A 22160-nucleotide genomic window follows, 5' to 3' on the forward strand; every position below is an offset into this window, starting at 1 on the left:
GATGCTCCCTCCTCAGCCGACCGTGACGCGTACGTGGCCGGTCGTCGTGTCGCCCTTGTCGTCGGTGACCGTCAGGCGCGCGGTGTAGGTGCCCGCGCGGGCATAGGTGTGGGCCGCGGTGGCGCCTTCCTCGCCCGCGGGCCGGGTGTTGTCGCCGAAGTCCCAGTGGTACGCGGCGGCGGTCCGGCCCTCCGGCAGCCCGACCCTGCCCGCGAGGGCCACGGTCCGCCCGGAGCCGGGCTCGGCCGTCACGGTGACCTTGGCACCCTGGCGCTTCTCCACACCGGGGCCGTTGAAGTGCAGCCAGTCCACCGCGAACAGATCGGGTCCGGCCGCCGACCAGGCCGGGTTGGTGAAGACGGCGTACAGCGCGACCGTGGAGCCCGGGTCGGCCAGCGCGGTCGTCGGCGAGACGACGTTGCCCCAGCCGCCGGTGGGCGGTACGTCGACCGCGCCGAGCAGCGGACCGGTGGGCGACCCGGCCCGGAACTCGACCGTTCCCCCGATGCCGCCCGACGCCGCGCCGACCGCCACCGAGTCGATGCCCTTGAGGTGGACCGGGTCGAAACGGATCCAGTCGCCGTGCTCGATCTCCGTGAGCCGCTTGCCCCCGGACGCGTCCGCACGCGAGCCCACCACCACGCCCTGCTGCGCGCCGCCCGTCGAGGTCATGTGCTCGGCCTCGCGGAACGTGGTACGCAGGGTCAGCGAGGCGGAACCGGTGAGCGCGGGGGCCGACGGCGCGCCCTTGTCCTCGTACTGCGCGGTGATGCCGTAGTAGAGGTGCTGCCCGGGACCGTGGCTGTCGCCGGCGTCGGTCGCGATCTCACCCGCGCAGCCGGTGTAGTTGTCCAACGGGTGCAGGTGGGAGTCGTGTCCGAGCTGGGACTGGACGACGACACGCGAGCAGTCGATCCGGCCGTCCTCCTTGTCCTTGACCCGCACGGTGAAGGGGATGGTGTCGCCGAAGGCGAACATCCCGCCCTTCGGCGGCTGTTGGATGGTGACCACCGGCCGTGTGTTGCCGACGGTGATGTCATGGACGGCGAGACCGGTCAGACCGCCCGGTCCGGTGACCGTGAGCCGCGCGGAGAACCGTCCCTTGTCCCGGTAGACGTGCGTCGGGTTCGCCTCGGTCGAGTCGGTCGTTTCGTTCCCGTCGAAGTCCCAGGCGTACGTGACGGGTTTGCCGTCCGGCAGGCCCGAGCCCTCGCTGGAGAACGTGACCGTCAGCGGCGCGCTGCCGCTGTCGGGAGTCGCGGTGACCTTCGCGGCCGGTAGTCGCTCGTCACCGACGTAGTCGATGCGGTAGATCCCCGAGCCCTCGTTGCTGCCGCCCCGTCCGGTGCCGCTGCCGAGACCGAAGTCGATCACGTACATCGCGCCGTCGGGGCCGAAGTCGGCGTCGAACGGCTGGTTCCAGCTCATGTCCGCGAACACCGGGTTGATGGAGTGGAGATCACCCGCCTTGGCGGGCGCGAACCGCGGGTCGGTGAACGTCTGGTCGTGCTGCTGGAACGAGAAGGACTTGAACCACCGGCGGGTGAGCTCGTACGTGAACCACTTCCCCTCGAAGTAGGCGGGGAATTTGCCCTGGTAGGTGTTCGCCGGGTCGTAGTCGTAGACGGGCCCGCTCATCGGACCGCCGCCACCGGTGCCGACCTCGGGGAACTCGGCCGATGCGGAGTAGGCGTACCAGACGGTCGCGGGCTTCGCCGGGGGCAGTTCGGTCAGGCCCGTGTTGTTGGGCGAGTCGTTGACGAGCTGCGCGCAGTCGAACGTCGGGCCGGAGGTCCTGGAGGCGAAGTCGTAGTCGTTGAAGGGGGTGTTGTTGCCGACGCAGTACGGCCAGCCGAAGTTGCCCGCCTGGGTGATACGGGTGTACTCGACCGTGCCCTCGGGGCCCCGGTCCGCCTTGGCCGCTCGCGCGTCGGGACCGTAGTCGGCCACCATCAGCGCCCCGCTCACGGGGTCCGTGGTGATCCGGAACGGGTTGCGCATGCCCATCGCGTAGATCTCGGAGCGGGTCTTCGCCGTGCCGGGCGCGAAGAGGTTGCCCTCGGGCACCGCGTACGTCCCGTCGTCCTTCGGTGTGATCCGCAGGATCTTGCCGCGCAGGTCGTTGGAGTTGCCGGAGGTGCCCTGTGCGTCCCAGGCCCGGCGGCCCTCGCGCTCGTCGATGGGGGTGAAGCCGTCGGAGGCGAACGGGTCGGTGTTGTCGCCCGTCGCGACGTACAGGTCACCGTCCTTGTCGAACGCCAGCGAACCGGCCATGTGCGAGTTGGCCCGTCCCTCGCCGCGCAGGGTCGGGATCGTCAGCAGCCGCTTCTCGGACGCCGGGTCGACGGTGTTGCCGCCGACCGTGAAACGGGAGAGGTTCAGCTGCTTCTCCGTCTTGTCGGAGTGCAGCAGGTACAGCCAGTGGTTCTCGGCGAAGTCCGGGTCGAGCGCGAGGCCGAGCAGGCCGTCGGACTGGCTCGTCATCTCCGGCGTGTACGCGAAGTCGAGTGCGGTCGTGACCTTCAACGTCTCCTGGTCGATCACCTTGACCTTGCCGGTCCGCTGGATGAAGAACACCCGGCGGTCGGGCGCGACGGCCAGCTCGAACGGGTCGGCGAGGTCGCTCGTGACGAGCGGGGTGCGCTGGAAGGAGCCCGTCTTCGTCGCCGTGCAGTCGCCGGGCCTGTTCCCCGCCGCCCACTGGATGCCGCCCAGCAGGTGCTTCAGGAAACCCTCCTCCTGGAAGGCCGACTCGGCGTGTCCGCCGGCCGTGAACCAGGAGCGTCCGCCGTCGTAGTTCTGGCACCAGGACCAGGGGTGGTCGACGCCCTCGTCGAGACCGGTGATGCCGTCGCGCACCTTGATCTGCGCGAGGGTGTGCACCTTGCCGGTCGGGTTGGTGCGCCAGTTGTACCACTCCTCGGTGCGCTCCCAGAGTTCGGGAAGGCCCTCGGTGGAGGGGTGCGTGCGGTCGAGCACCTTGATGCGGCCGGTCTGGACGGCCGGGTGCTTGTCGAAGATTGCGCCGACGAGACCCTCGTACCAGGCCCAGTCGCGTTCGCTGGCTGATGCGGCGTGCAGGCCCACCCAGCCGCCGCCGCCCCGGATGTACTTCTGCAGCGCCGCGCGCTGGGGCGCGTCGAGCAGATCGCCGCTCTGCGGGGTGGAGTTGGTGTTGTTGAAGACGATCGCCTGGAAGCGGGCGAGGTTGGCGTCGGTGAAGGCCGCGGCGTCGTCGGTGGCCTCGACCTCGAAGCCGTTCTCGCTGCCGAGCTTCTTGATGGCCTCGATGCCGGCGGGGATGGAGTCGTGGTGGAAGTTGGTGACCTTGGAGAAGACCAGTACGCGATAGGGCGCCGCCTCGGCGGGAGGTGACAGGGTCACCCCGAGTCCGACGAGCAGCGTCAGCAGGGCTGTGAGGGCGGGGAAGGGCGTTCTGCGGCGTACCCCTGGTCGATGACTACTCATGGCGCTCCCGGGTGCAGGTGGTGTCCGTGCGGGGTAGAAAGCGCTTTCTGAATACGCGGCACAGCGTAGGTTCCGGCCTGACAGGGGGTCAATGGGTCGGAAGCGCCCACGTGCCGGGGTAGTTGGCGCCCTCCGGGTCGGAGAGGGCCGGGGGTCCTCGTCGCGTCGCGGGCGCGGGGGCGTGTCCGTGGCGCGGTGCGCTCGCCGCGCTCTCGGGCGCGTGTCAGTGGTCCGTCGTACGGTCACTGTTATGGCCACTGCCGACGACGTACGCAGAATCGCGCTGGCGCTGCCGGGCGCGATGGAGAAACTGTCCTGGGGGATGCCCACCTTCCGGTTGGAGGCGGGCGGCCGGATCTTCGCCTCACTGGACGACGACGACCGCGTGATGGGCGTGAAGTGCCCCAAGGAGGAGCGGGCGGAGCTGATCGCGGCGGAGCCGGAGAAGTTCTTCCTGCGTCCGGGCCACGACGAACTACGCGTGGCTGCGCGTGCGGTTGGGGGCGCTGGAGGACGAGGAGGAGCTGCGGGCGATCCTCCTGGACTCCTGGCGCCAGGCGGCTCCTCGCAGACTCCTCGACGCCCACCCGGACTTGGCGTCACCGCCGCCGAGGTGACGGACGGGAGCGCGGGAGCGGTGGGGGGCGCGGTGCCCCGGTCCCGGGGGGCGTGGGGCTGGGCGCGGCGGGGGCGCCGCGGGCCCGGGCACGGAACGGCGGGGGCGCGGGCCGGTTGCGCGCGGGGGCTTCGGGGCCCGGCACGGAACGGCCGGGGTGGGGGGCCGGGCATCGCACGCCTCGGCCCCGCCGCGTCGTGATCCCGGGTCAGGTCGGCCAGGGCCCGTTCCGTCGTGGCGGGCGACGACCGTCAGCCGGGTTCCTCGTCCACTGGAGCCGGCTTCACGCCCGGCCTCCGTCGGTGTGCTGCCGGCCGGAAGGTCCCGCCACTGCGAGCGCGAGCGGCCGTCGGGCCGGAGCCGTTCGTGCCGGCTCAGCCCTGATGCCCCCAGTCCAGGCGGGCGGCCAGGCCGGCAGCGGTGAAGGCGGCTGCCAACTCGTCGCGCCCCTCGGTGAAGTGGGTCCAGCTGTTGTAGTGGACCGGAACGACCCGGCGGGCGCTGAGGATTCGGGCGGCCTCGGCGGCCTGGGTGCTGTCCAGGACGAGCGGGTCACCGTCGAAGAGCACAGGGAATCGAGGAGCTCCGGCGAACAGGAGGGCGGTGTCCACCGGGGCGAAGCGCTCGGCGATCTCCTTGACCAGGTCGAGGGAGGCGTTGTCGCCGCTGACGTACACGGTGGGCAGGCCCTCTCCGGTGAGGACGAAGCCGACGACCTGGCCGGCGAACGGCTCGACCGCCTCGCGCGGGCCGGGGCCATGGATGGCAGGGGCGGCGGTCACGGTGATCGTGCCGCCGCCAGGGCGCTCCAGCTCGACGGACTCCCAGTCGGCCACCACCGAGATCGTCGACCACGCCCTGGCGACCCTTGCCGCCGACGCCGCCGACCTCCTCACCGGCCCCGACGCAGAACGCCTCACCCCTTGCGGTTCGCCCCCCTGCAACCGCTACCTGCTCCGCCGCGGCCGCCGCCACTGGTGCTCGACCCGGTGCGGCGACCGCGCCCGTGCCGCCCGCGCGTATGCCCGCCGCACCCAGTCCGGGACGGATTGACGAAGCCGCCGATGGGACGACGGGCCGCGGGGGCCGGGAGTCAGTGCGCGAGGAACGACCTGATCCGGTCGCGCAGACCCGCTGGGTCCAGGCCGTGGGCCGTCAGGTGTTCGTCGATCGTGCCGTACCTGCGCAGCTCCCGCCGCGCGACACCGAGATCGAGTACGCGGTGGGGCACCTCCGCCAGGGCCTCGGTCGCCCGGGTCGTGGACGTGCCCGCGAGGTACGGCTCGACGATCACGACGTCGGCGGCCCGCTGGGCCCCGGCCGCCGCCCGCAGCGCCGCCGCGTCGAAGGGGCGCACGGTCGTCGCGTAGAGCACGCTCACATCGAGGCCCTCCGTCGCCGCCAGGACGTTGTCGAGCATCGGGCCCACGGCGATCACGACACCGCCCCGGCCTTCCCGCAGGGTCAGGAAACCGGCTCCGGTCACCGGGCGGGGCGCCGCGTTGGACTGGTTCGACAGGCGTACGTACACCCGGTCGTCGCCCCGTACAGCCTTGCGCAGCAGGTTCTCCGCCTCGTCGGGGTGGCCGGGGACGTGCACCGTCCAGCCGTCCAGGGTGTCCAGGAGGGCGACATCGCCCGGCGACATGTGCGTGAAGCCGCCGGCCGGCCAGTCGTACGACGCGCCGGCGCTGACCAGCACACCGCCCGTCCCCTGGTGCCCGAAGTCCAGCTTCACCTGCTCGAAGGGCCGCTCGACCAGGAAACTCGCGAACGTGTGCATGATCGGCCGCAGCCCGGTGAGCGCAATGCCGCCGCCGGCGCCGATGAGGAGCTGCTCGCGGATGCCGACGTTGATCACGCGGTCCGGGTGGCGGCGTTGGGCGGCGTCGAAGCCGTCCCGGCTGATCTCCGCGAGGACGAGTGCGAGCCGCGGATCCTCGTCCAGCAGTCGTGTCGTGGTGGAGATGAAGCGGTCGCGCATGGTGTCCATCGTTCGTGGTTCCCCTCGTCGGCAGTGGTGGAAGGACCGCGGTGTCGCCGCGGGCGCGTCGCGGTCAGGCGTTCTTGGGCTCGACCCGGGCGACGACCGCCCGCGGGCGTCCGGGGTGCGGCGCGGTGAACGCCGCGTACAGCGCCTCGTGGTCACGGCCGTCAACCGTCTCGGCCGACCAGCCAGCCGCCTCGAAGCGGGAGGCGATGCCGCCGGGCCAGCCGTACGTCGCGGAGGAGTTGTCGATCACGAGCGTGTGCAACTGCTCCAGGCCGGCCGGCCCCGCGTAGGCGATCGCCTCGTGGTTGCTGCCCTCGTCGAGTTCGGCGTCGCCGATCAACACCCACACCCGCGGGTCGGTCAGGCCCTGTGCCCGCAGGCCGAGCGCGGTCCCGACAGCGAGCGGGAGCCCGTGTCCCAGTGAGCCGCTGCCGACCTCGGCGCCCGGGACGAGCATCCGGTCGGGGTGGTGCCCGAGCGGGGAGTCGTACGAGCCGAAGCCCGGCAGCCACTCCTCGGGGAAGAAGCCCTTGGCCGCGAGAACCGCGTAGTACGCCATGGGCCCGTGCCCCTTCGAGAGCAGGAAGCGGTCGCGGCCCGGTGCGTCGGCGGTCTCGGGGGTCACCCGCAGTACGCGGTCGTAGAGGACCCACAGCGCGTCGAGGGTGGAGGTCGCGGCGGGACCGTGCTTCTCGTCGCCGGTCATCAGGGCCATGAGCCGGTTCAGATCGGCGAACCCGACTGTCCGTGTGGTCTGCGTCGTCGTCATGGCCCCACCGTGCAACCTGAAGTCTGGTTGAGGTCAAGCGCGCCCCGCGCGCGGGTCGGCGCAATACCGGTTCGTGACCACCGGGTCGAGTGCGGTATTGTTCTCATGCGCGTTCGGCCGGGGGAAACCCCAGGTCACACGGGCACCGGGACGTGGCGCAGCTTGGTAGCGCACTTGACTGGGGGTCAAGGGGTCGCAGGTTCAAATCCTGTCGTCCCGACTCTGCTTTTCGCAGGTCGGAGGCCGTTCTCTCATCCTTGAGGGAGCGGCCTTTCGTGCGTCCGGGGCCGGTGCGGCCTCGGCATCCGACGTAACACTTCCGTCATGGGCGGTTCTCTGGGCCGCGGCGTCCCGATGACGTTGAATGCGTCTGAGGGACGAGGAAGGAGCACGTGGTGAAGCGTGAGGGCGGGCGTCGTCGGGCGCTGATGATCGTGGCGGCGGCAGTGGCAGCCGTGGTGGTGGCCGCGGGGCTGTACTGGTTCCAGCCGTGGAAGCTGTGGCAGGACCAGACGGTCAGCGAAGCCCTGCCCACCGCGGCGCCGAGCACACCGGCCGCCGATCCCACCTCCGCGGCGCCGACGGAATCGGTGCCCCCGGCCCCGCAGACCGTTGCCCGGGGAAGCCTGATCAGCCACGAGCACACCACCACCGGCACCGCGAAGATCGTCCGGCTGCCGGACGGCTCGCACACGCTCCGGCTGGAGGGGCTGGACACCAGCAACGGGCCGGACCTGCGGGTGTGGCTGACCGACGCCCCGGTGAAGGAAGGGACGGCGGGCTGGCACGTCTTCGACGACGGCAAGTACGTCAGCCTGGGCAAGCTCAAGGGCAACAAGGGCGACCAGAACTACCCGATCCCGGCGGACGTGAAGCTGTCCGAGTACACCAGCGTCAGCATCTGGTGCGACCGCTTCGACGTCTCCTTCGGCGCGGCCCGGCTGACGGCCGCCTGATCCGGCGCGGGGCACGTCAGCCGGTCACACCCTGGTGATGACGGAAGCGTTACGCCCCGGTGCGGGAGCGGCCGTGGCGGGGACCGGTCGCCGTAGCGTGCGGGGCATGCGAGTACTTGTCACAGGAGGAGCCGGGTTCATCGGCTCGCAGGTGGTGGCCGCGCTGGCCGCCGAAGGGCACGAGCCGGTGGTGCTGGACGCGCTGCTGCCCGCGGCGCACCCCACCGCTCCCGAGCTGCCGGATGCCGAGTTCGTCCGGGGTGACGTCCGCGCACCGGAGGCCGTGCGCGCCGCCCTGCGGGGAGTTGGGGCCGTGTGTCATCAGGCGGCGATGGTGGGGCTCGGGAAGGACTTCGCGGACGCCCCGGCCTACGTGGCCTGCAATGACCTCGGGACCGCGGTGCTGCTGGCGGGCATGGCCGAGGCCGGGGTGCGGTGCCTGGTGCAGGCGGGGTCGATGGTGGTCTACGGCGAGGGCCGGTACGAGTGCCCCGCCCACGGGGTGGTCCGGCCGGGGCCGCGGACAGTGGCGGACCTGGAGGCGGGCCGGTTCGATCCGTGCTGTCCGCGCTGTGGTGCGCAGCTCGTGCCGGGCCTGGTGGCCGAGGACGCGCCCGTCGACCCGCGGAACGTCTACGCGACGACGAAACTGGCCCAGGAGCACCTGGCGGCCTCCTGGGCGCGTGCGACGGGCGGACGGGCGATCTCGCTGCGCTACCACAACGTGTACGGTCCCGGGATGCCCCGGGACACCCCGTACGCGGGCGTGGCGTCGTTCTTCCGGTCGGCGCTGGCCGTCGGCGAGGCACCGCGGGTGTTCGAGGACGGCGGGCAGCGCCGGGACTTCGTGCACGTACGGGACGTGGCCCGGGCCAACGTGGCCGCACTGGCCCACCTGGAACGCACGTCCGCGGACGGACATGCCGCCTACAACGTGGGCAGCGGCGAACCGCACACGGTCGGGGACATGGCGGCGGTGCTCGCGGCCGCGCACGGCGGGCCGCATCCGGTGGTGACCGGCGAATTCCGGCTCGGGGACGTCCGGCACATCACCGCGGACTCGTCCCGGCTGCGCCGCGAACTGGGCTGGCGACCGGAGGTGGGCTTCGCCGAGGGCATGTCCGACTTCGCGCGGGCTCCGCAACGGGCTTCGGCCGGGGTCGGGTAGCCGGAGCCCCGTGCCGGGCGCCTCCGCCGGGTGGGGCCGACGGCCGGTCCTGGGCAGCGCCACAGGGGTCGCGTAGCCGACGCCCCGTCAGGGGTGCTGTGCCGGGGTGGACGACGACCCCGCCCCTCCGCCGGGTCGGGTACACGACGGCCGGTCCTGGGCGCCTGCACGGCCGGGCAGCCGCGGCCCGGTCTCGGTACCCCCGTCGGCGTCGCGTAGCCGATGTCCCGTCCAGGATGCCTGCGCCGGGGTCGGGTGGACGACGGCCCGTCCGGGGCGCCTCCGCCGGGTCGGGTGGACGAGGGCCGGTCCCTGCAGGGGTCGAGCACGTCGGCCGGCGGCGGGGCGCTTCGACGCGGTGGCCGCCCGGGCCGCCGGTCAGGCGCCCGTGCCGGCCAGTGGCAGGGTCACCTCGAAGCGGCAGCCGCCGGGCACGTTGCGGACCTCGGCCTGTCCCGCGTGGGCCTCGACGATGCCGCGGACGATCGCGAGTCCGAGTCCGGCGCCCGCCGGGGGCGTCCGCGCCGGGCTGCCACGCCAGCCGGTGTCGAACACGCGCGTCAGGTCCTCCTCGGCGATGCCGCCGCAGCCGTCCGTGACCGACAGCACGGCCGTGTCCTCGCGCCGGTCGACGGCCACGGCCACGGTGCCGTCGGCCGGAGTGTGGCGGATGGCGTTGACGAGGAGGTTGGCGAGGACCCGGGTCATCTCCTTGCCGTCCACGTCGACCGGCACGTGGGCGATGTCCTCGGCGAGCAGCCGTACGCCGCGTTCCCGGGCGAGCGGGTCGGCGCCGAGGAGGGCGTCGGCCGCCAGGTCCCGCAGCGAGACGCGGCTGCGGGTCAGCTCCAGGGCGCCCGCGTGGATGCGGGAGAGCTCGAAGAGGTCGCCGACCATGACGTCGAGGCGTTCGACCTCGGTGCGGATCTGCCGGTGGTAGCGGGCGGGCTCGGTCGCCACGCCGTCCTCCAGGGCCTCGGCCATGGCGCGCAGTCCGGCGAGCGGGGTGCGCAGGTCGTGGGAGATCCAGGCGACGAGTTCGCGGCGGGAGGTGTCCAGCGCGCGCTCCCGTTCCCGGGAGGCCGCGAGCCTGGCGCTCGTGGCGGCCAACTCGCGCGTGAGGTCGGCCAGTTCGGCCGTGGCGCGCGCCGGCGGGGCGGCGAAACTGCCACCGTTCCCGAAGTCCCGAGCAGCGCGCGCGAGGTCCCGGCTGCGGGCCACCACCCAGCGGCCCAGCAGCAGTGCGGTGGCCAGGGAGACGGCGGCGGCCATGGCCACGACGAGGGTGACGACGGTCAGGTCGTGCGGGGACAGGAACATCGCCCAGGCCACGGCGAGGGTGCCGGCGAGCATGGCCGTGACGGTGACCGCCGCGACCACGGTCAGGGACACGGCGACCGACCTGTACCGGAGCAGGCGCAGTGCCAGGGCGCCGAGCGCACCCGCGCACGCCGCGCCACCGAGGGCGAAGAGGGCGATCAGCAGGATGTCCTTCACGGCTGGCCCTCCTCCTGCGGCTCGAAGCGGTAGCCGACGCCCCAGACGGTCTGGATCAGCCGGGGCGCGGCCGGATCGTCCTCGATCTTGGCGCGCAGGCGGCGGACGTGCACCGTGACGGTGGACAGGTCGCCGAAGTCCCATCCCCACACGTCGCGCATCAGCTCCTCGCGGCTGTGCGCGCGCTCGGGGTGGGTGAGGAAGTGCGCGAGCAGATCGAACTCCCGCAGCGTGAGGGTGAGCGGCCGCCCGTCCTTGGTGGCACGACGGGTCTGCGGATCCAGCTGGATGCCGGCCCGGCGCGGCACCGGCTGACCGCCGCCCGCCGCCGCGGCCCCGGCGCGGCTGCGCCGCAGCACGGACTCGACCCGCAGGACCAGTTCCCGGGGGCTGAAGGGCTTGGTGACGTAGTCGTCCGCGCCCAGTTCCAGGCCCGCGATCCGGTCGTCCTCGGCTCCGCGGGCCGTCAGCATGATCACCGGCACGGGGCGGTCGGCGCGCAGGCGGCGGCAGACCTCCAGTCCGTCGATGCCGGGCAGCATGAGGTCCAGGACGACCAGGTCGTGCCGGTGGCGGGCCGCCCGGTCGAGGGCGGTGGGGCCGTCGGCGGCGTGGTCGACGCTGTGGCCGGCCCGGTGCAGGTAGCCGGTGACGACCTCGGCGACGGTCGGATCGTCGTCGACGACGAGGATCCGGGCGGGCGGCGTACGCGTACTCATGACGTCCAGCCTCGCACCGGCCGCCTCCCGGTGTCCCCTCCGGGATCACGCCGTACGGCCGACGTCCGCGTTTCGTAAGGAGTCGATGTCCGCTATGTCCGCCGCGAATTCCTACGGTGGCAGTCGTGACCGCTGACACCGTGGACGTCGTCCTTCCCTGTCTGAACGAGGCCGGTGCGCTGCCCTGGGTCCTCGCCCGCATCCCGGCCGGCTGGCGGGCCCTGGTGGTGGACAACGGGTCCACCGACGGATCCGCCGGCATCGCCCGCTCGCTCGGGGCCACCGTCGTTCGAGAGCCCAGGCGCGGCTTCGGCGCGGCGTGCCAGGCCGGACTGCTGGCCGCCGAGGCCGAGTTCGTGTGTTTCTGCGACTGCGACGCGTCCCTCGACCCGGGCCGGCTGGCCGGCTTCGTCCGGGCCGTCGCCGCGGGCGAGGCCGAGCTCGTGCTCGGCCGCCGCCGGCCCCAGGGGCGGGGCGCCTGGCCGCTGCACGCCCGCGCCGGAAATCTCGCCCTGTCCCGGATGCTGCGCCGCCGCACCGGCCTGCGGCTGCACGACCTCGGCCCGCTGAGAGCGGCGCGCCGCGAGGCCCTCCTCGGCCTGGACCTGACCGACCGGCGGTCCGGATACCCGCTCCAGATGGTCGTCCGGGCCGCCGACGCGGGCTGGCGGATCCGGGAGGAGGACGTGCCCTACCTTCCCCGCGCCGGCAAGTCCAAGGTCACCGGCACCTGGCGGGGCACCTGGCACGCGGTCCGCGACATGCGCGCGGTCCTCGCCGAGGCCCCGCACACCACCGCCGTCGGAGGTGTCCGGTGACGAGCCTGCTCGTGATCGCCAAGCAACCGCTGCCCGGCCGGGTGAAGACCCGCCTCACCCCGCCGTTCACCCCCGAGGAGGCGGCGGCCCTGGCCGAAGCCGCCCTCGCCGACACCCTCGCGGCCGCGGCCGCCACCCCCGCCGACCGGCACGTGCTGGTCCTGGACGGGGTCGCGGGCCCCTGGCTGCCGCCCGGCTTCGACGTCGTGCCCCAGTGCGCCGGCGGCCTCGACGAACGGCTCGCCGCCGCCTTCGCCGCCTGCACCGGCCCGGCACTGCTGATCGGCATGGACACCCCGCAGGTCACACCTGAACTCCTCGGCCCGGCCCTGGAGTTCGGCGATTGCGACGCATGGTTCGGCCCGGCCGTCGACGGCGGGTTCTGGGCCCTCGGCCTGGCGACCCCCGACCCCGCGCTGCTGCTCGGCGTACCGATGTCCGTGCCGGAGACCGGTGCCGTGCAGTACGCGCGGCTGCGCGCGGCCGGGCTGCGGACCGGGCTCCTGCCCCGCCTGCGCGACGTGGACACCGCGGCCGACGCGGCCGTGGTGGCCGGCCAGTCCCCCACCGGACGCTTCGCCACCCTGCATCACCGGCTGACCGGCGCCCTGCGGACGGCGCGGTGACGGCCCCCGCGACCGCGCGCGACAGGACCGGCACACCACCCGGTCCGGCCTGGCGGGAGGATCCCTATGCCGGGGCGCTGCACGCCGGGCACGGCCCGCTCTTCCTGCGTCGCGACGACGGCTGGCTGCTGCCCCTGGACGTCGAACGCTGGTGCGCCGACGCGGACGCCGCCGACGAGAGCGTGCTCGCCCGGTGCGGCGGCTCGGTTCTGGACATCGGCTGCGGTCCGGGCCGACTCGTGGCCGCGCTGGCCGGGCGAGGGCACACGGCGCTCGGGGTCGACGTGAGCCCGGCCGCGGTGAAACGGACCGTACGCCGCGGTGGCACGGCCCTGTGCCGGTCCGTCTTCGAACCCCTGCCCGGCGAGCGCCGGTGGGCCACGGCCCTGCTCGTCGACGGCAACATCGGCATCGGCGGAGATCCCGTGGCGCTGCTGCGGCGGGTCGCCGGGATTCTCGCTCCCAGCGGGCGGCTGATAGCCGAGGCCGCCGCCGTCGAGGTGGACGAGCGCTGCGAGGTGCGGCTGGACGACGGGCGCGGCGGGCTCGGCACCCCCTTTCCCTGGGCCCGGGTCGGGCCCGGGGCCCTGCTCCACCACGCTGCCAGGGCCGGCTGGGCGGTCACCCGTGCCTGGACGGCGGCGGGGCGGCACTTCGCCGAACTCGCGCCCGGCCCTCAGTCCTCCGGCGGGCCCTGACGGCCGGCCCTGGACGCCCTGACCCGCCGCCGCAGGCGGGTCAGGACCACCCAGGCCAGCGCGACCGCCGCGACCACCGCCAGCACGAGCAGCAGGTTGCGCGCGTAAGGCAGGGGAAGCGCCGAGGGGTTGGGCGGTGCGCCCGGCCGCACCAGCAGCGGCAGCGTGACCAGCACCAGTGCCCCGCCGGTCACCAGCGCGCCGCGCACCACCGGGCGCGCCGGCAGTGCCGCGACCAACAGCCCGACGGCGAGCACCACCGGCGCGAGCACGCCGTCGTGCAGCACCAGTGCGCCCGCCATCCACAGCAGGACGTCGTACGGATCGGGCTGAGCCGCCAACTGCCGGCCGCCGACCCCGATCAGCAACAGGCCCAGCGCACCCAGCGCGCAACGGACCACGGACACGGACCTCACCACACCTCCAGCCGGGTGACCCACTTGGTCTGCAGCACCCCGGGCCGGTTCGGCGCGATGATCCGCGCCGGGAAGCCGTGGTCGGCCGACAGCACCTCGCCGTTCAGCCGCAGTGCCAGCAGTGTCAGCGGGTCCTGCGCGTACTCCCGCCCCATCTCCATCACCCGGTACGCGCCCCGCACTTCGAGGGACACCACCCGCACCCCGGAGCCCGGCAGGGCTCCCGCCCGCTCCATCAGGTCCCGGACCCGTACACCGCTCCACCAGGCATCCATGCTCCAGCCCTCCACGCACGCGATCGGCAGCCGTGCCCGGACCCGGGGCAGTGCGCCCAGCTCGGCGAGGGTCAACCGGTACGGCCGCGGCCCCAGCACCTCCAGGGACCAGTCCCGGACCGCGGTGTCCGTCACCCCGGCGGCGGCCGCCGTCCGGTTGACCGGCAGGCCCTGCGGCCCGTGACCGGGATGACGGGGGGCCAGCAGATCGACGGCGGCCAGCGGCGTCAGGGACTGGCCGACCGTCGTGACGGTCACGGCGCCCACGGCCGCCCCGACCCCGAGCAGCAACGCCCTGCGGTCCGGGCCGTCCCGTTCCTCGTCCGGCAGCGCGAGGGTGCCCGCGGACCGCCTGCTCCAATGGGCCCGGATGTCAGGTGCCTTGACCGCGAGATGCAGCAGCACGGACCCGGCCAGGACCCAGGCCACGGCGTAGTGGACCGGCACGAAGGAGAACGGCCACGGGTACCACTCGACGATGTTCAACAGGCCGGTCAGCACCTGGAACACGCCCGACGCCACCAGCACCGCCACCGACAGCCGCTCCAGAGCGTGCCGCACCGACCGGACCGGCGGCCACACGAACAGCCGGGGGTAGACCGCCCAGAGCTTCGCCAGCAGCAGCACGATCGCCGCCAGTCCCACAGCGACGTGCAGCCCCTGCGTCAGCCGGTATCCCCACACCGGCCGCGACGGCAGGTGATCGGCCAGCCAGGCCGGCGGGCTCTGCAGGAAGTGACTGATCAGCCCCGTGAGGAAGCACACGGCGAGCGCCACGCCGAGCCACCGCCCGATCACCGTGGCGGTGCGCGGATCGTGCAGACGCCCGGAGAAGGCCGGTGGGCGGACGGCGGGCAGACGCAGCCGCGGCAGGCGGACGGCGGGCCGACGGACGGCGGGCAAGCGCAGCCACGGCAGCCGGAGCGCGGGTCGGCGGAAGGCGGGCAAGCGCAGCCACGGCAGCCGGAGCGCGGGTCGGCGGAAGGCAGGCAGGCGCAACCGCGGCAGCCGGAGCGCGGGCAGTCGGAAGGCCGGAAGGTGCAGGTGCCGGCCGATTCGAGATCCCATGCACCCATGCAACCGCGCCGGCCACTCGCGCGGACGGATCCGACACCTTACGAAACGCGGACGCCCTGCCGTGCCGCCGTCCCCGACGCCCCGGCCGCTGCCAGGGTGAAGGCGTGACCCGCCCGCCCGCCACCACCCCGCGCGCCACGGTGGCCGCCTCCGTGCTCCTGGCCGTGCTCACCGCCGTGCTCGTCCTCACCGTCCGCAAGGACGGCTACGGCGCCGACCCGGCCGGCCTGTCCTGGTGGTACGCCGCCTCCTGGGCTCTGTTCGCGGCGGCCACCTGGACCCTGCGCAAGGCGCCTGCCCGGCACATCGCCGCCCTCGTCGTCGCCGGGGGCGTCGCGGTGGCCGCCACCGGACTCGTGGCCGCGCCACGGACCAGTACCGACTCGTTCCGCTACGCCTGGGACGGCCGGGTACAGGCCGCGGGCATCTCCCCCTACGACCACGCCCCCGCCGATCCCGCGCTCGTGCCGCTCCGCGACACCTGGCTCTTCCCCACGGCAGACGCCTGCGGGAAGCCGGGGCTCGCCCCTGTCTCCGACGGCGTGTGCACCCGTATCAACCGCCCGCGGGTCCACACCGTCTATCCACCGGCCGGCGAGCTGTACTTCCTCGCCGTGCACGCCGTCTCCCCGGACGGCGTCCGCCACAAGGCGTTCCAGACCGGCGGAGCGGTCCTGGCTCTCGCCACCACCCTGGTGCTGCTCCGGATCCTGCGCCGCAGGGGTGACCCGCGCAACGCCGCCTACTGGGCCTGGTGTCCGGCCGTCCCCGTCGAAGCCGTCAACAACGCCCACGCCGATGTCTTGGCGGTCCTGCTCTCCGCCGTCGCGCTCGGCCTGACGGTTCGTCACCGTACTGGCGGAGGCGCCCTCCTGGGCCTGGCCACCGCTGCCAAACTCCTGCCGGCCGTTCTGATCCCCGGTGCCCTGTCCGGTGTCCGCCGTCCACGCGACGCCGCCGCGACCCTGCTCCCCGCAGCCGCCGTGCTCGCCGCGCTCTACCTCCCGTACATCCTCCTCTCCCGCTCCTCCGTCCTCGGCTATCTCGGTGGCTACGCCGAGGAGGAGGGCTACCGGGACGCGTCCGCCGACGACCGCTACGCCCTCCTGCGCCTCGTCCTGCCGGACTCCTCGTCCCTGCCCGCGGTGATCGTGGGCGTGCTCGCCGTGAGCCTGTACGTGATCCGCCGCGGCGACCCCGAACGCCCCTGGAGCGGAGCCCTCGTGGTCACCGGCACGGCCTTCCTCCTGACGACGCCCGGCTACTCCTGGTACGCCCTGCTCCTCGTCGCCCTCGTCGCGCTCGACGGCCGGTGGGAGTGGCTGGGCGTCGCCGTCGCCGGGGCCGCCGCCTACGTCACCGCCCGGGCGGTCCCCGACGCAGGCACGATCGCGTACGCGCTCGCCGCGGCGGCCGTCGCCGGCGGCTGGGCGGCCCGCTCCCGCGGCAGCAAGGTCCGATAACGCACCCACCGGGCCGCGGTCAGGGCTGCCCGCCCAGCGGGCGGCGCGTCGCCGACAGGGTCAGGGACCGCACCCACGGCTCGCGGGAGAGGTGCTCGACGCCGTGGCGGGAGACCGTGCCGGTCGCGACCGTGCGGTCCGGGGCCGGGACCTCGACTCCCGCGTCGCGGAGGACCTCCCGCTGCGCCGCCGTGGGCACCCGGTGCAGACGAACGGTCACCAGCAGGTTCCTGGCGTCCGGATCGCCGCCCGGGGCGTCCATGGCGGCGGCGAGGGAGACGTCGAGCTTTCCGTAGTCCACGTCCATGATTGTCACCGAGGGCCGTCCCCGACGGCGCGCAGCGAACGCCTCAGAGACGGTTCGCGTCGACGAGCCCGTTCCCCCACTTGGGGTCAAACGCGCCCGGAGCCCCGCCGGGGATCGCCGCGGCGGCGGTCAGGGCGGAGAGGACCTTCGCCGGGTCCGCGCCCGGATCGCCCTGGAGCAGCAGCGCGGTGAGACCGGCGATGAACGGGCAGGCCATGCTCGTCCCCTGGAGCGCGACATGACCGTTGTCGATCATGAATGCCCGCTGCAGGTCCACGGCGTCCCGCGACAGGGCGGAGACGATCATCGCGCCCGGTGCGGTGACATCCGGCTTGTGCGCGTCGTCGCGGCGCGGCCCCTCGCTGGAAAAGCTCGCGATGTCGTTCGCCTCCAGCCAAGTGGCGTGGCGGGTGATGCCGTCGACGTCCTGCCATTCCGTGCGGGTAGTGGAGGCGGCGACGGTGATCGCCGACGTGGCCGCCCCCGGCGAGCCGACCTTGAGCGCGTCGTGCACGGACGGGCCGCTGAACTGCGGCTGGGGGTCCGCCTCCGCCCGGCCGAGGATCCACACGTCGGCCGTGCAGTGCTCGCCGGTCACGTTCGCGCCGCGCAGCACCAGCCGCCACGCAGGCGAGGTGAGGGCCGAAGCGGTCACGGTCGGTTCCACGGCCACGAAGAAGTTGTGGTCCCCGTTGGCGGGATCGGGGCCGGGCGTGACGATCTGCACGGTGCCGCCGGCCAGTTCGAAGGTGCGCACCGGCGATCCCAGGGTCGTGACCGACTGGAACGGGGTGCTGTCTCCCGCCGGTGACACCATGGCGACGTCCAGCCGGTCCGCCCCGGGGTACCAGCCGTTCAGCCAGAACAGGGAAGGGACGCCGTCCATCCTGCCGGAGTGGCAGGGGACGGAACGGCGGGCGCCGTTCGCGACCGTCATGCGCGCGTGGATGTCGTCGTCGCCCTCGTTGCCCGCGGCACAGCAGACGATGCGGCCCGGCCCGGACTCCTCCTCGACGGCCAGGGACATCACGTCCGTGCCGTCGTGCGGGTCGACGTGGCCGCCCAGGCTCAGGTTCACCACCGCCGGCAGGTTCAGTTCGTTCGCCAGACGGAAGACGTACTGGATGCCGTCGATGATGTGCGCGTCCTGGAAGTCCGTCTTCACCGCGACGATCCGGGCCTCCGGAGCGACGCCTTCGGTGCCGGCGGCGATCCCGGCGACGTGCGTGCCGTGTCCGTCCGTGTCGCGGGACAGCGAACCGGCGCCCAGCTCGGCCCCGACGAACTCCGCGCCGTAATGGCCCTCGGGCACGCCGCTGCCGCCGTCCAGCGTCTGGTCCCAGACGCGTTCGAGACGCCCGGCGAACTCGGGGTGCGCCGAGTCGATGCCCGTGTCCACCACACCGACGAGGACGTCGCGTCCGGTGCGTCCGGTGCGGTTGCGGAACCCCGGCACGCCGACCTTGCCCTGGGCGAGATCGAGCGCCGGGCGCAGCTGTGCGGCCGGCACCACACGGCGTACGCCGGGCTGTTCGGACAGCCGCTCGACGGCGTCGAGCGGCACGATCGCCGTACGGATCCGCCGGCCGCCCTCGTTCACCTCGGCTGCGTCGCCCCATTCACCGGCCGGCCGCTCGTCGGGGTCGCACTCCAGCGTGACGACGACGCGCACGGGCTTGGCGCGTTGTCCGACGGAGGCGAGCCCCATGATCGCCGCCGGCCGCTTCAGTACGCCGCGATTGCGGCCTTCCGCTACGTAGCGCTCGTACGCCGCGGCGAGCGGCGGCGCGAGTTTCTCGATGGCCATGGCTGCTCCTCGTCCTGCCGGGCGCGGGCGACGCCGCGAGGTGACCGAACGCCGGGGCGGTGGCTCGGCTGCGGTCCGCCCGGTGGCCGTTCTCGGGCGTTCCCGTCCCGCCAGGCATGCGTATATGCCCTACATGTGCGGGGTATGTTTATTCTGTACGTTTATGTCATATACTGCTCCGTACGGGTGGGCACCGTCAAGGTTCTGGGCATGGCCATGATCGACGAACGATCGGCATCGGGACGGGGGCGTCTGAGCCGGGAGCGGGTGTTGCGGACCGCTCTGTCCGTGGCGGACGCTGAGGGGCTGCCTGCGGTCAGCATGCGGCGGGTGGCCGTGGAGCTCGGCGTGGAGACCATGGCCCTCTACCGCTACACGCCCAGCAAGGACGACCTCTTGGACGGGCTGGTCGAGACGGTGTTCCTGGATCTGGAGGAGCGGCTGTCGGGCGGACCCGCCGCCCTGGCGGAGCCGGCCGAGTCGCGCTCTCTGGACAGGTCCGCCCTTCGGCAGGCTCTCCACGGCGTCGCGCGGGAGACGTACCGCGTCGCGGTGGCGCATCCGAGCGTCGTGTCCCTGTGCGCGACGCGCTCGCTGACGACCCCTCTGACGCGCCGGCCGCATGCGGTGCTGCGCACGCACGAGCGCCTTCTCGTGCTGCTGCGTGCGGCGGGGCTGGACGACCGGGCCGCCCTGCTGCTGTACCGGGCGTTCGTCTCCTGGGTCCTCGGCTACATCGTCATCGACCTCCGCGAGGTGGTCGACGACCCCGACGAGCCCGACCCGGCCTTCCGGCTGGGGCTGCACCGCCTGCCGGCCAAGGACTTCCCCAGGCTGCGGGCGCTCGGGCAGGAGTTGGCCGACCGGGGAGGAGAGAAGCAACTCACCGCCGGGGTAGACGCGTTGCTCGACGGCCTGGTGCCCGCCGCCGACGGCTAGAGGCCCTCGCGTCCCCTCACCCCGTCACCCTCGCGCGTCCGCCGGCGCCACCGCGATCTCGGCCCAGACCTGCTTGCCGCCGCTGAGCGGTACCGAGCCCCAGGCCGCCGTCATCGCCTCGACGATGAGCAGGCCACGGCCGCCGGTCGCCTCCCAGTCCACGATGTCCGGCTTGACCGGGCTGCGCGGCGACGCGTCGTTCACCGCGATGCGCAACCGGTCCGCCGACAGCGTCAGATTGAGCCGCACCTCGCCCCTGGTGTGCGCGATCGCGTTCGTGACCAGCTCCGAGACCACCAGCAGGGCCACGTCCATCTCCTCCGGCACCCCCCACGCCTTCAGCGTCCGCGCCGTGAAGCGGCGCGCGTGCATCACCGCGTCCGGCAGCCGCCACACGGTCCAGTGGGTCCGCAGGGGCCGGACACGGGTGCCGTCGTAGCGCAGCAAGAGCACCGCCACGTCGTCGTCGCGGCCGTCGGCGCTGCCGAGCAGCCGGTCCGCGACCCGTCCCGCGTCGCCCGGGTCTGCGTCCGCGAGTACTTCACGGACGCGCGTCATGCCGTCCTCGAGCGCGAGATGCGCCGACTCGACGAGTCCGTCCGTCAGCATCGTCACGAGCGTCCCCGGGGCCAACCCGGCCTCGGTCATGGGGAATTCGGTGTCCGCCAGCACGCCCAGCGGCGGCCCTCCCTCGACCTGGAGCTCCTGTGTCGTCCCGTCGGGGTGGCGCAGCACGGGCGGCAGGTGCCCGGCCCGTACGAAGCGGGCGATGCCCTCCTCCATGTCCAGGTCGGCGTAGAGGCAGGTGGCGAACAGGTCCGTCTCCATGCCCATGAGCAGCCGGTTGGCACGGGCGACCACCACGTCCGGCGGGTGCCCCTCCACCGCGTACGCGCGCACGGCCGTGCGCATCTGGCCCATGATCGTCGCGGCGCCGGCGCTGTGCCCCTGGACGTCGCCGATGACCAGGGCCACGTGCCCGTCGGCCAGCGGGATCACGTCGTACCAGTCGCCGCCCACCTCGAGTCCGACCGTGGCGGGCAGGTAGCGGGCGACGGCGACCCCGCCGGCCAGCGCCGGAAGCTTGCGCGGCAGCAGACTGCGCTGGAGCATCGTCGCCAGCTCGTGGCCCGCGTCCAGGGCGTGCGCGCGGGTCAGGGCCTGGCCCACCAGACCCGCGACCGCCGTCAGCAGCGACCGCTCCTCCGGGCCGAAGCCGTGCGGCTCGTCCCAGCCGACCAGGCAGACCCCGACCATGCGCCCGTCCGCGGGGAGCGGCAGGACGGCCAGACCGCCCGTACCGATCCCGGCCAGCCCCTCCTCCAGGCCGGTCCCTGAGGTCCACAGGCTGACGTGGCCGTCGCGCAGCGCGTTCTGCAGCGTCGGCAGGGCGTGGCACGACGCGTCCGGCCACTCGGAGCGCCATTCGGACTGCCACACCTGCGGCCAGGCCTGATGGTCCGGCGGGTCGAGGACGGTGACGAAGAGCCGGTCGCCCTCCAGCTCGGCCACCGCGATCCGGTTCGCCTGCAACGGGCCGCCCAGCGCCGAGACCACGAGCCGGCTGACCTCCCGTACGGTCGTGGCTCCCGCCAGCTTCGCGGACAGCTCCTGCACCACGGCCACCTCGTCGGCGGTGGGCCGCAGGTAGGCGGCGTCGGCCACCACGCCGAGTATGCGCTCGGGTGTCCCGTCCGCGCCGAACCGCAGCCGGCACCGCAGCCCCAGCCAGCGCAGTTCGCCGCCCGGGCGCCGGACACGAAACGCCAACTGGCCGCCCGCCTCGGCCAGTCGGCCCGGCTCCACGATGTCCATCAGCGCGGGCACGTCGTCCGGCACCGCGCAGGCGAGCAGCGTCTCCGCCCGGCCGTCGAACCGCTCCGGCGGCATGCCGAGCAGCCTCAGCATCTGGGGATCGGCGTCCAGCGCACCCGTGCTCAGTGTCAGCGTGAACGCGCCGCCCAGCGGCGGTACGAGGGAGGGGCCGTGCGCGCGCGGCTGCGGGGGCCGGCCGGCGGAGCGGGCCGCGGCCGATTCGAGCCCGGCCGCGACCTGGTCGGCGTACAGCTCCAGCAGTGTGCGGCTGTCGGCGTCGAAACCGCCGCCGACGTCGCCGGCGACCAGGAGGCACCCGAGCTCCGTGGCGCCGCGGCCCAGCGGCAGGACCCCCAGGGACAGCGGACCGGCAGAGGTGCCCGGTCCGGGGTGGAGGAGCGGAGTGTCCCCTCCCGCCCCGTACGCGGCGACGTCCGCGGGCCCGAACCACAGCGGCCGTCCCGCGCGCACGGCGTCCGCCGCGGGAGAGCGGCCGGTCAGCGGGATGTGCGTGGGCAGCCCCTGCGCCCCACCGCGGTCCCCGGCGATTTCGGCCAGGCGCAGGCCGTCGTCGTCCTCGGCCAGCACGTAGACAGCTGCCAGCTCGGCACCGCGAAACGCAAAGTCTTGCCCGGTCACCGTGTGTACCGCCTCCGTACGCGGACAGGCGTCGCCTCTCTCCCATGCTGCCGTTCACCGGACGTTCGCAGCCAGTCAGGTGTCAGGACAACCG

The 22160-nt window shown here is 73.6% G+C and carries 17 protein-coding genes, 1 tRNA gene and 3 pseudogenes; 10 read left to right on the plus strand and 11 right to left on the minus strand.

Annotation, left to right across the window (positions count from 1 at the left end):
• Positions 1–12: 12 nt before the first annotated feature.
• On the minus strand, positions 13–3468 hold the full coding sequence (locus tag ACLB9X_RS23265) for a ThuA domain-containing protein (protein WP_410362316.1): 3456 nt from the start codon (positions 3466–3468) through the stop codon (positions 13–15).
• Positions 3469–3718: 250 nt separating this feature from the next.
• On the opposite strand from ACLB9X_RS23265, the pseudogene ACLB9X_RS23270 reads away from it, so the two are divergent.
• Positions 3719–4085, plus strand: a pseudogene (locus ACLB9X_RS23270) (MmcQ/YjbR family DNA-binding protein).
• A gap of 373 nt (positions 4086–4458) precedes the next feature.
• Here ACLB9X_RS23270 and ACLB9X_RS23275 read toward each other — a convergent pair.
• A pseudogene (locus ACLB9X_RS23275) lies at positions 4459–4920 on the minus strand (MBL fold metallo-hydrolase); the annotation flags it as partial.
• On the opposite strand from ACLB9X_RS23275, the pseudogene ACLB9X_RS23280 reads away from it, so the two are divergent.
• Positions 4919–5137 (plus strand): annotated as a pseudogene (locus tag ACLB9X_RS23280) (CGNR zinc finger domain-containing protein); the annotation flags it as partial. The pseudogenes ACLB9X_RS23275 and ACLB9X_RS23280 overlap by 2 nt on opposite strands.
• 40 nt (positions 5138–5177) lie before the next feature.
• On the opposite strand, the gene ACLB9X_RS23285 reads toward ACLB9X_RS23280, so the two are convergent.
• Positions 5178–6077, minus strand: coding sequence for a transketolase family protein (locus tag ACLB9X_RS23285; protein WP_410362317.1), 900 nt, complete (start codon positions 6075–6077; stop codon positions 5178–5180).
• A gap of 64 nt (positions 6078–6141) precedes the next feature.
• Positions 6142–6846, minus strand: coding sequence for a transketolase (locus tag ACLB9X_RS23290; protein WP_410362318.1), 705 nt, complete (start codon positions 6844–6846; stop codon positions 6142–6144).
• A 146-nt stretch (positions 6847–6992) separates the two neighbouring features.
• Between ACLB9X_RS23290 and ACLB9X_RS23295 the strand changes: the two genes are divergently transcribed.
• From ACLB9X_RS23295 to ACLB9X_RS23305, 3 genes are all read left to right on the plus strand, one after another.
• Positions 6993–7066 (plus strand) — tRNA-Pro (locus tag ACLB9X_RS23295).
• Positions 7067–7274: 208 nt separating this feature from the next.
• On the plus strand, positions 7275–7802 hold the full coding sequence (locus tag ACLB9X_RS23300; protein ID WP_410362417.1) for a DM13 domain-containing protein: 528 nt from the start codon (positions 7275–7277) through the stop codon (positions 7800–7802).
• Positions 7803–7908: 106 nt separating this feature from the next.
• Entirely contained in the window at positions 7909–8970 is a 1062-nt protein-coding gene (locus ACLB9X_RS23305) for an NAD-dependent epimerase/dehydratase family protein (RefSeq protein ID WP_410362319.1), read from the plus strand.
• 378 nt (positions 8971–9348) lie between these two features.
• On the opposite strand, the gene ACLB9X_RS23310 is transcribed toward ACLB9X_RS23305, so the two are convergent.
• Complete coding sequence (locus tag ACLB9X_RS23310; protein ID WP_410362320.1) at positions 9349–10467, minus strand: sensor histidine kinase; 1119 nt, start codon at positions 10465–10467, stop codon at positions 9349–9351.
• Positions 10464–11186, minus strand: coding sequence for a response regulator transcription factor (locus ACLB9X_RS23315; RefSeq protein ID WP_410362321.1), 723 nt, complete (start codon positions 11184–11186; stop codon positions 10464–10466). The genes ACLB9X_RS23310 and ACLB9X_RS23315 overlap by 4 nt, the downstream gene beginning before the upstream one ends.
• A 116-nt stretch (positions 11187–11302) precedes the next feature.
• Between ACLB9X_RS23315 and ACLB9X_RS23320 the strand changes: the two genes are divergently transcribed.
• The 3 genes from ACLB9X_RS23320 to ACLB9X_RS23330 are packed head-to-tail and all read left to right on the plus strand — an operon-like array spanning position 11303 to position 13328.
• Positions 11303–12004: a glycosyltransferase family 2 protein gene (locus tag ACLB9X_RS23320; protein ID WP_410362322.1), complete on the plus strand. Its 702-nt coding sequence runs from the start codon at positions 11303–11305 to the stop codon at positions 12002–12004.
• Entirely contained in the window at positions 12001–12630 is a 630-nt protein-coding gene (locus ACLB9X_RS23325) for a DUF2064 domain-containing protein (RefSeq protein WP_410362323.1), read from the plus strand. Before ACLB9X_RS23320 ends, ACLB9X_RS23325 begins: the two co-directional genes overlap by 4 nt.
• Positions 12627–13328: a class I SAM-dependent methyltransferase gene (locus ACLB9X_RS23330; RefSeq protein ID WP_410362324.1), complete on the plus strand. Its 702-nt coding sequence runs from the start codon at positions 12627–12629 to the stop codon at positions 13326–13328. The genes ACLB9X_RS23325 and ACLB9X_RS23330 overlap by 4 nt, the downstream gene beginning before the upstream one ends.
• On the opposite strand, the gene ACLB9X_RS23335 is transcribed toward ACLB9X_RS23330, so the two are convergent.
• Positions 13307–13735, minus strand: a complete 429-nt coding sequence (locus tag ACLB9X_RS23335; protein WP_410362325.1) for a hypothetical protein — start codon at positions 13733–13735, stop codon at positions 13307–13309. The two genes, ACLB9X_RS23330 and ACLB9X_RS23335, sit on opposite strands and share 22 nt — an antisense overlap.
• 5 nt (positions 13736–13740) lie before the next feature.
• The gene (locus ACLB9X_RS23340; RefSeq protein WP_410362326.1) at positions 13741–15087 is read right to left on the minus strand and encodes a molybdopterin-dependent oxidoreductase; all 1347 of its coding nucleotides are present in this window, start codon (positions 15085–15087) and stop codon (positions 13741–13743) included.
• 113 nt (positions 15088–15200) lie between these two features.
• Here ACLB9X_RS23340 and ACLB9X_RS23345 point away from each other — a divergent pair, with 113 nt between their 5' ends.
• Positions 15201–16559: a glycosyltransferase 87 family protein gene (locus tag ACLB9X_RS23345; RefSeq protein WP_410362327.1), complete on the plus strand. Its 1359-nt coding sequence runs from the start codon at positions 15201–15203 to the stop codon at positions 16557–16559.
• A 19-nt stretch (positions 16560–16578) separates the two neighbouring features.
• Here ACLB9X_RS23345 and ACLB9X_RS23350 read toward each other — a convergent pair whose 3' ends face one another.
• Both ACLB9X_RS23350 and ACLB9X_RS23355 read right to left on the minus strand, forming a co-directional pair.
• On the minus strand, positions 16579–16860 hold the full coding sequence (locus tag ACLB9X_RS23350; protein ID WP_410362328.1) for a hypothetical protein: 282 nt from the start codon (positions 16858–16860) through the stop codon (positions 16579–16581).
• A gap of 49 nt (positions 16861–16909) precedes the next feature.
• Positions 16910–18673, minus strand: a complete 1764-nt coding sequence (locus ACLB9X_RS23355) for a S8 family serine peptidase (protein WP_410362329.1) — start codon at positions 18671–18673, stop codon at positions 16910–16912.
• 144 nt (positions 18674–18817) lie between these two features.
• Here ACLB9X_RS23355 and ACLB9X_RS23360 point away from each other — a divergent pair, with 144 nt between their 5' ends.
• On the plus strand, positions 18818–19612 hold the full coding sequence (locus tag ACLB9X_RS23360) for a TetR/AcrR family transcriptional regulator (RefSeq protein ID WP_410362330.1): 795 nt from the start codon (positions 18818–18820) through the stop codon (positions 19610–19612).
• Between the two features lie 24 nt (positions 19613–19636).
• On the opposite strand, the gene ACLB9X_RS23365 is transcribed toward ACLB9X_RS23360, so the two are convergent.
• Positions 19637–22066: a SpoIIE family protein phosphatase gene (locus tag ACLB9X_RS23365; protein WP_410362331.1), complete on the minus strand. Its 2430-nt coding sequence runs from the start codon at positions 22064–22066 to the stop codon at positions 19637–19639.
• Positions 22067–22160 lie beyond the last annotated feature (94 nt).

The organism is Streptomyces sp. 5K101, from assembly GCF_046506645.1.
Taxonomy (GTDB): Bacteria; Actinomycetota; Actinomycetes; order Streptomycetales; family Streptomycetaceae; genus Streptomyces.

What these genes read in the sequence shown, in the direction of transcription:
- ACLB9X_RS23300 (WP_410362417.1), top strand. Translation starts at nt 7,275, where the DNA reads ATGATCGTGGCGGCGGCAGTGGCAGCCGTGGTGGTGGCCGCGGGGCTG.
- ACLB9X_RS23355 (WP_410362329.1), bottom strand. Translation starts at nt 18,673, where the DNA reads ATGGCCATCGAGAAACTCGCGCCGCCGCTCGCCGCGGCGTACGAGCGC.
- ACLB9X_RS23290 (WP_410362318.1), bottom strand. Translation starts at nt 6,846, where the DNA reads ATGACGACGACGCAGACCACACGGACAGTCGGGTTCGCCGATCTGAAC.
- ACLB9X_RS23265 (WP_410362316.1), bottom strand. Translation starts at nt 3,468, where the DNA reads ATGAGTAGTCATCGACCAGGGGTACGCCGCAGAACGCCCTTCCCCGCC.
- ACLB9X_RS23305 (WP_410362319.1), top strand. Translation starts at nt 7,909, where the DNA reads ATGCGAGTACTTGTCACAGGAGGAGCCGGGTTCATCGGCTCGCAGGTG.
- ACLB9X_RS23285 (WP_410362317.1), bottom strand. Translation starts at nt 6,077, where the DNA reads ATGGACACCATGCGCGACCGCTTCATCTCCACCACGACACGACTGCTG.
- ACLB9X_RS23315 (WP_410362321.1), bottom strand. Translation starts at nt 11,186, where the DNA reads ATGAGTACGCGTACGCCGCCCGCCCGGATCCTCGTCGTCGACGACGAT.
- ACLB9X_RS23340 (WP_410362326.1), bottom strand. Translation starts at nt 15,087, where the DNA reads ATGGGATCTCGAATCGGCCGGCACCTGCACCTTCCGGCCTTCCGACTG.
- ACLB9X_RS23360 (WP_410362330.1), top strand. Translation starts at nt 18,818, where the DNA reads ATGTTTATTCTGTACGTTTATGTCATATACTGCTCCGTACGGGTGGGC.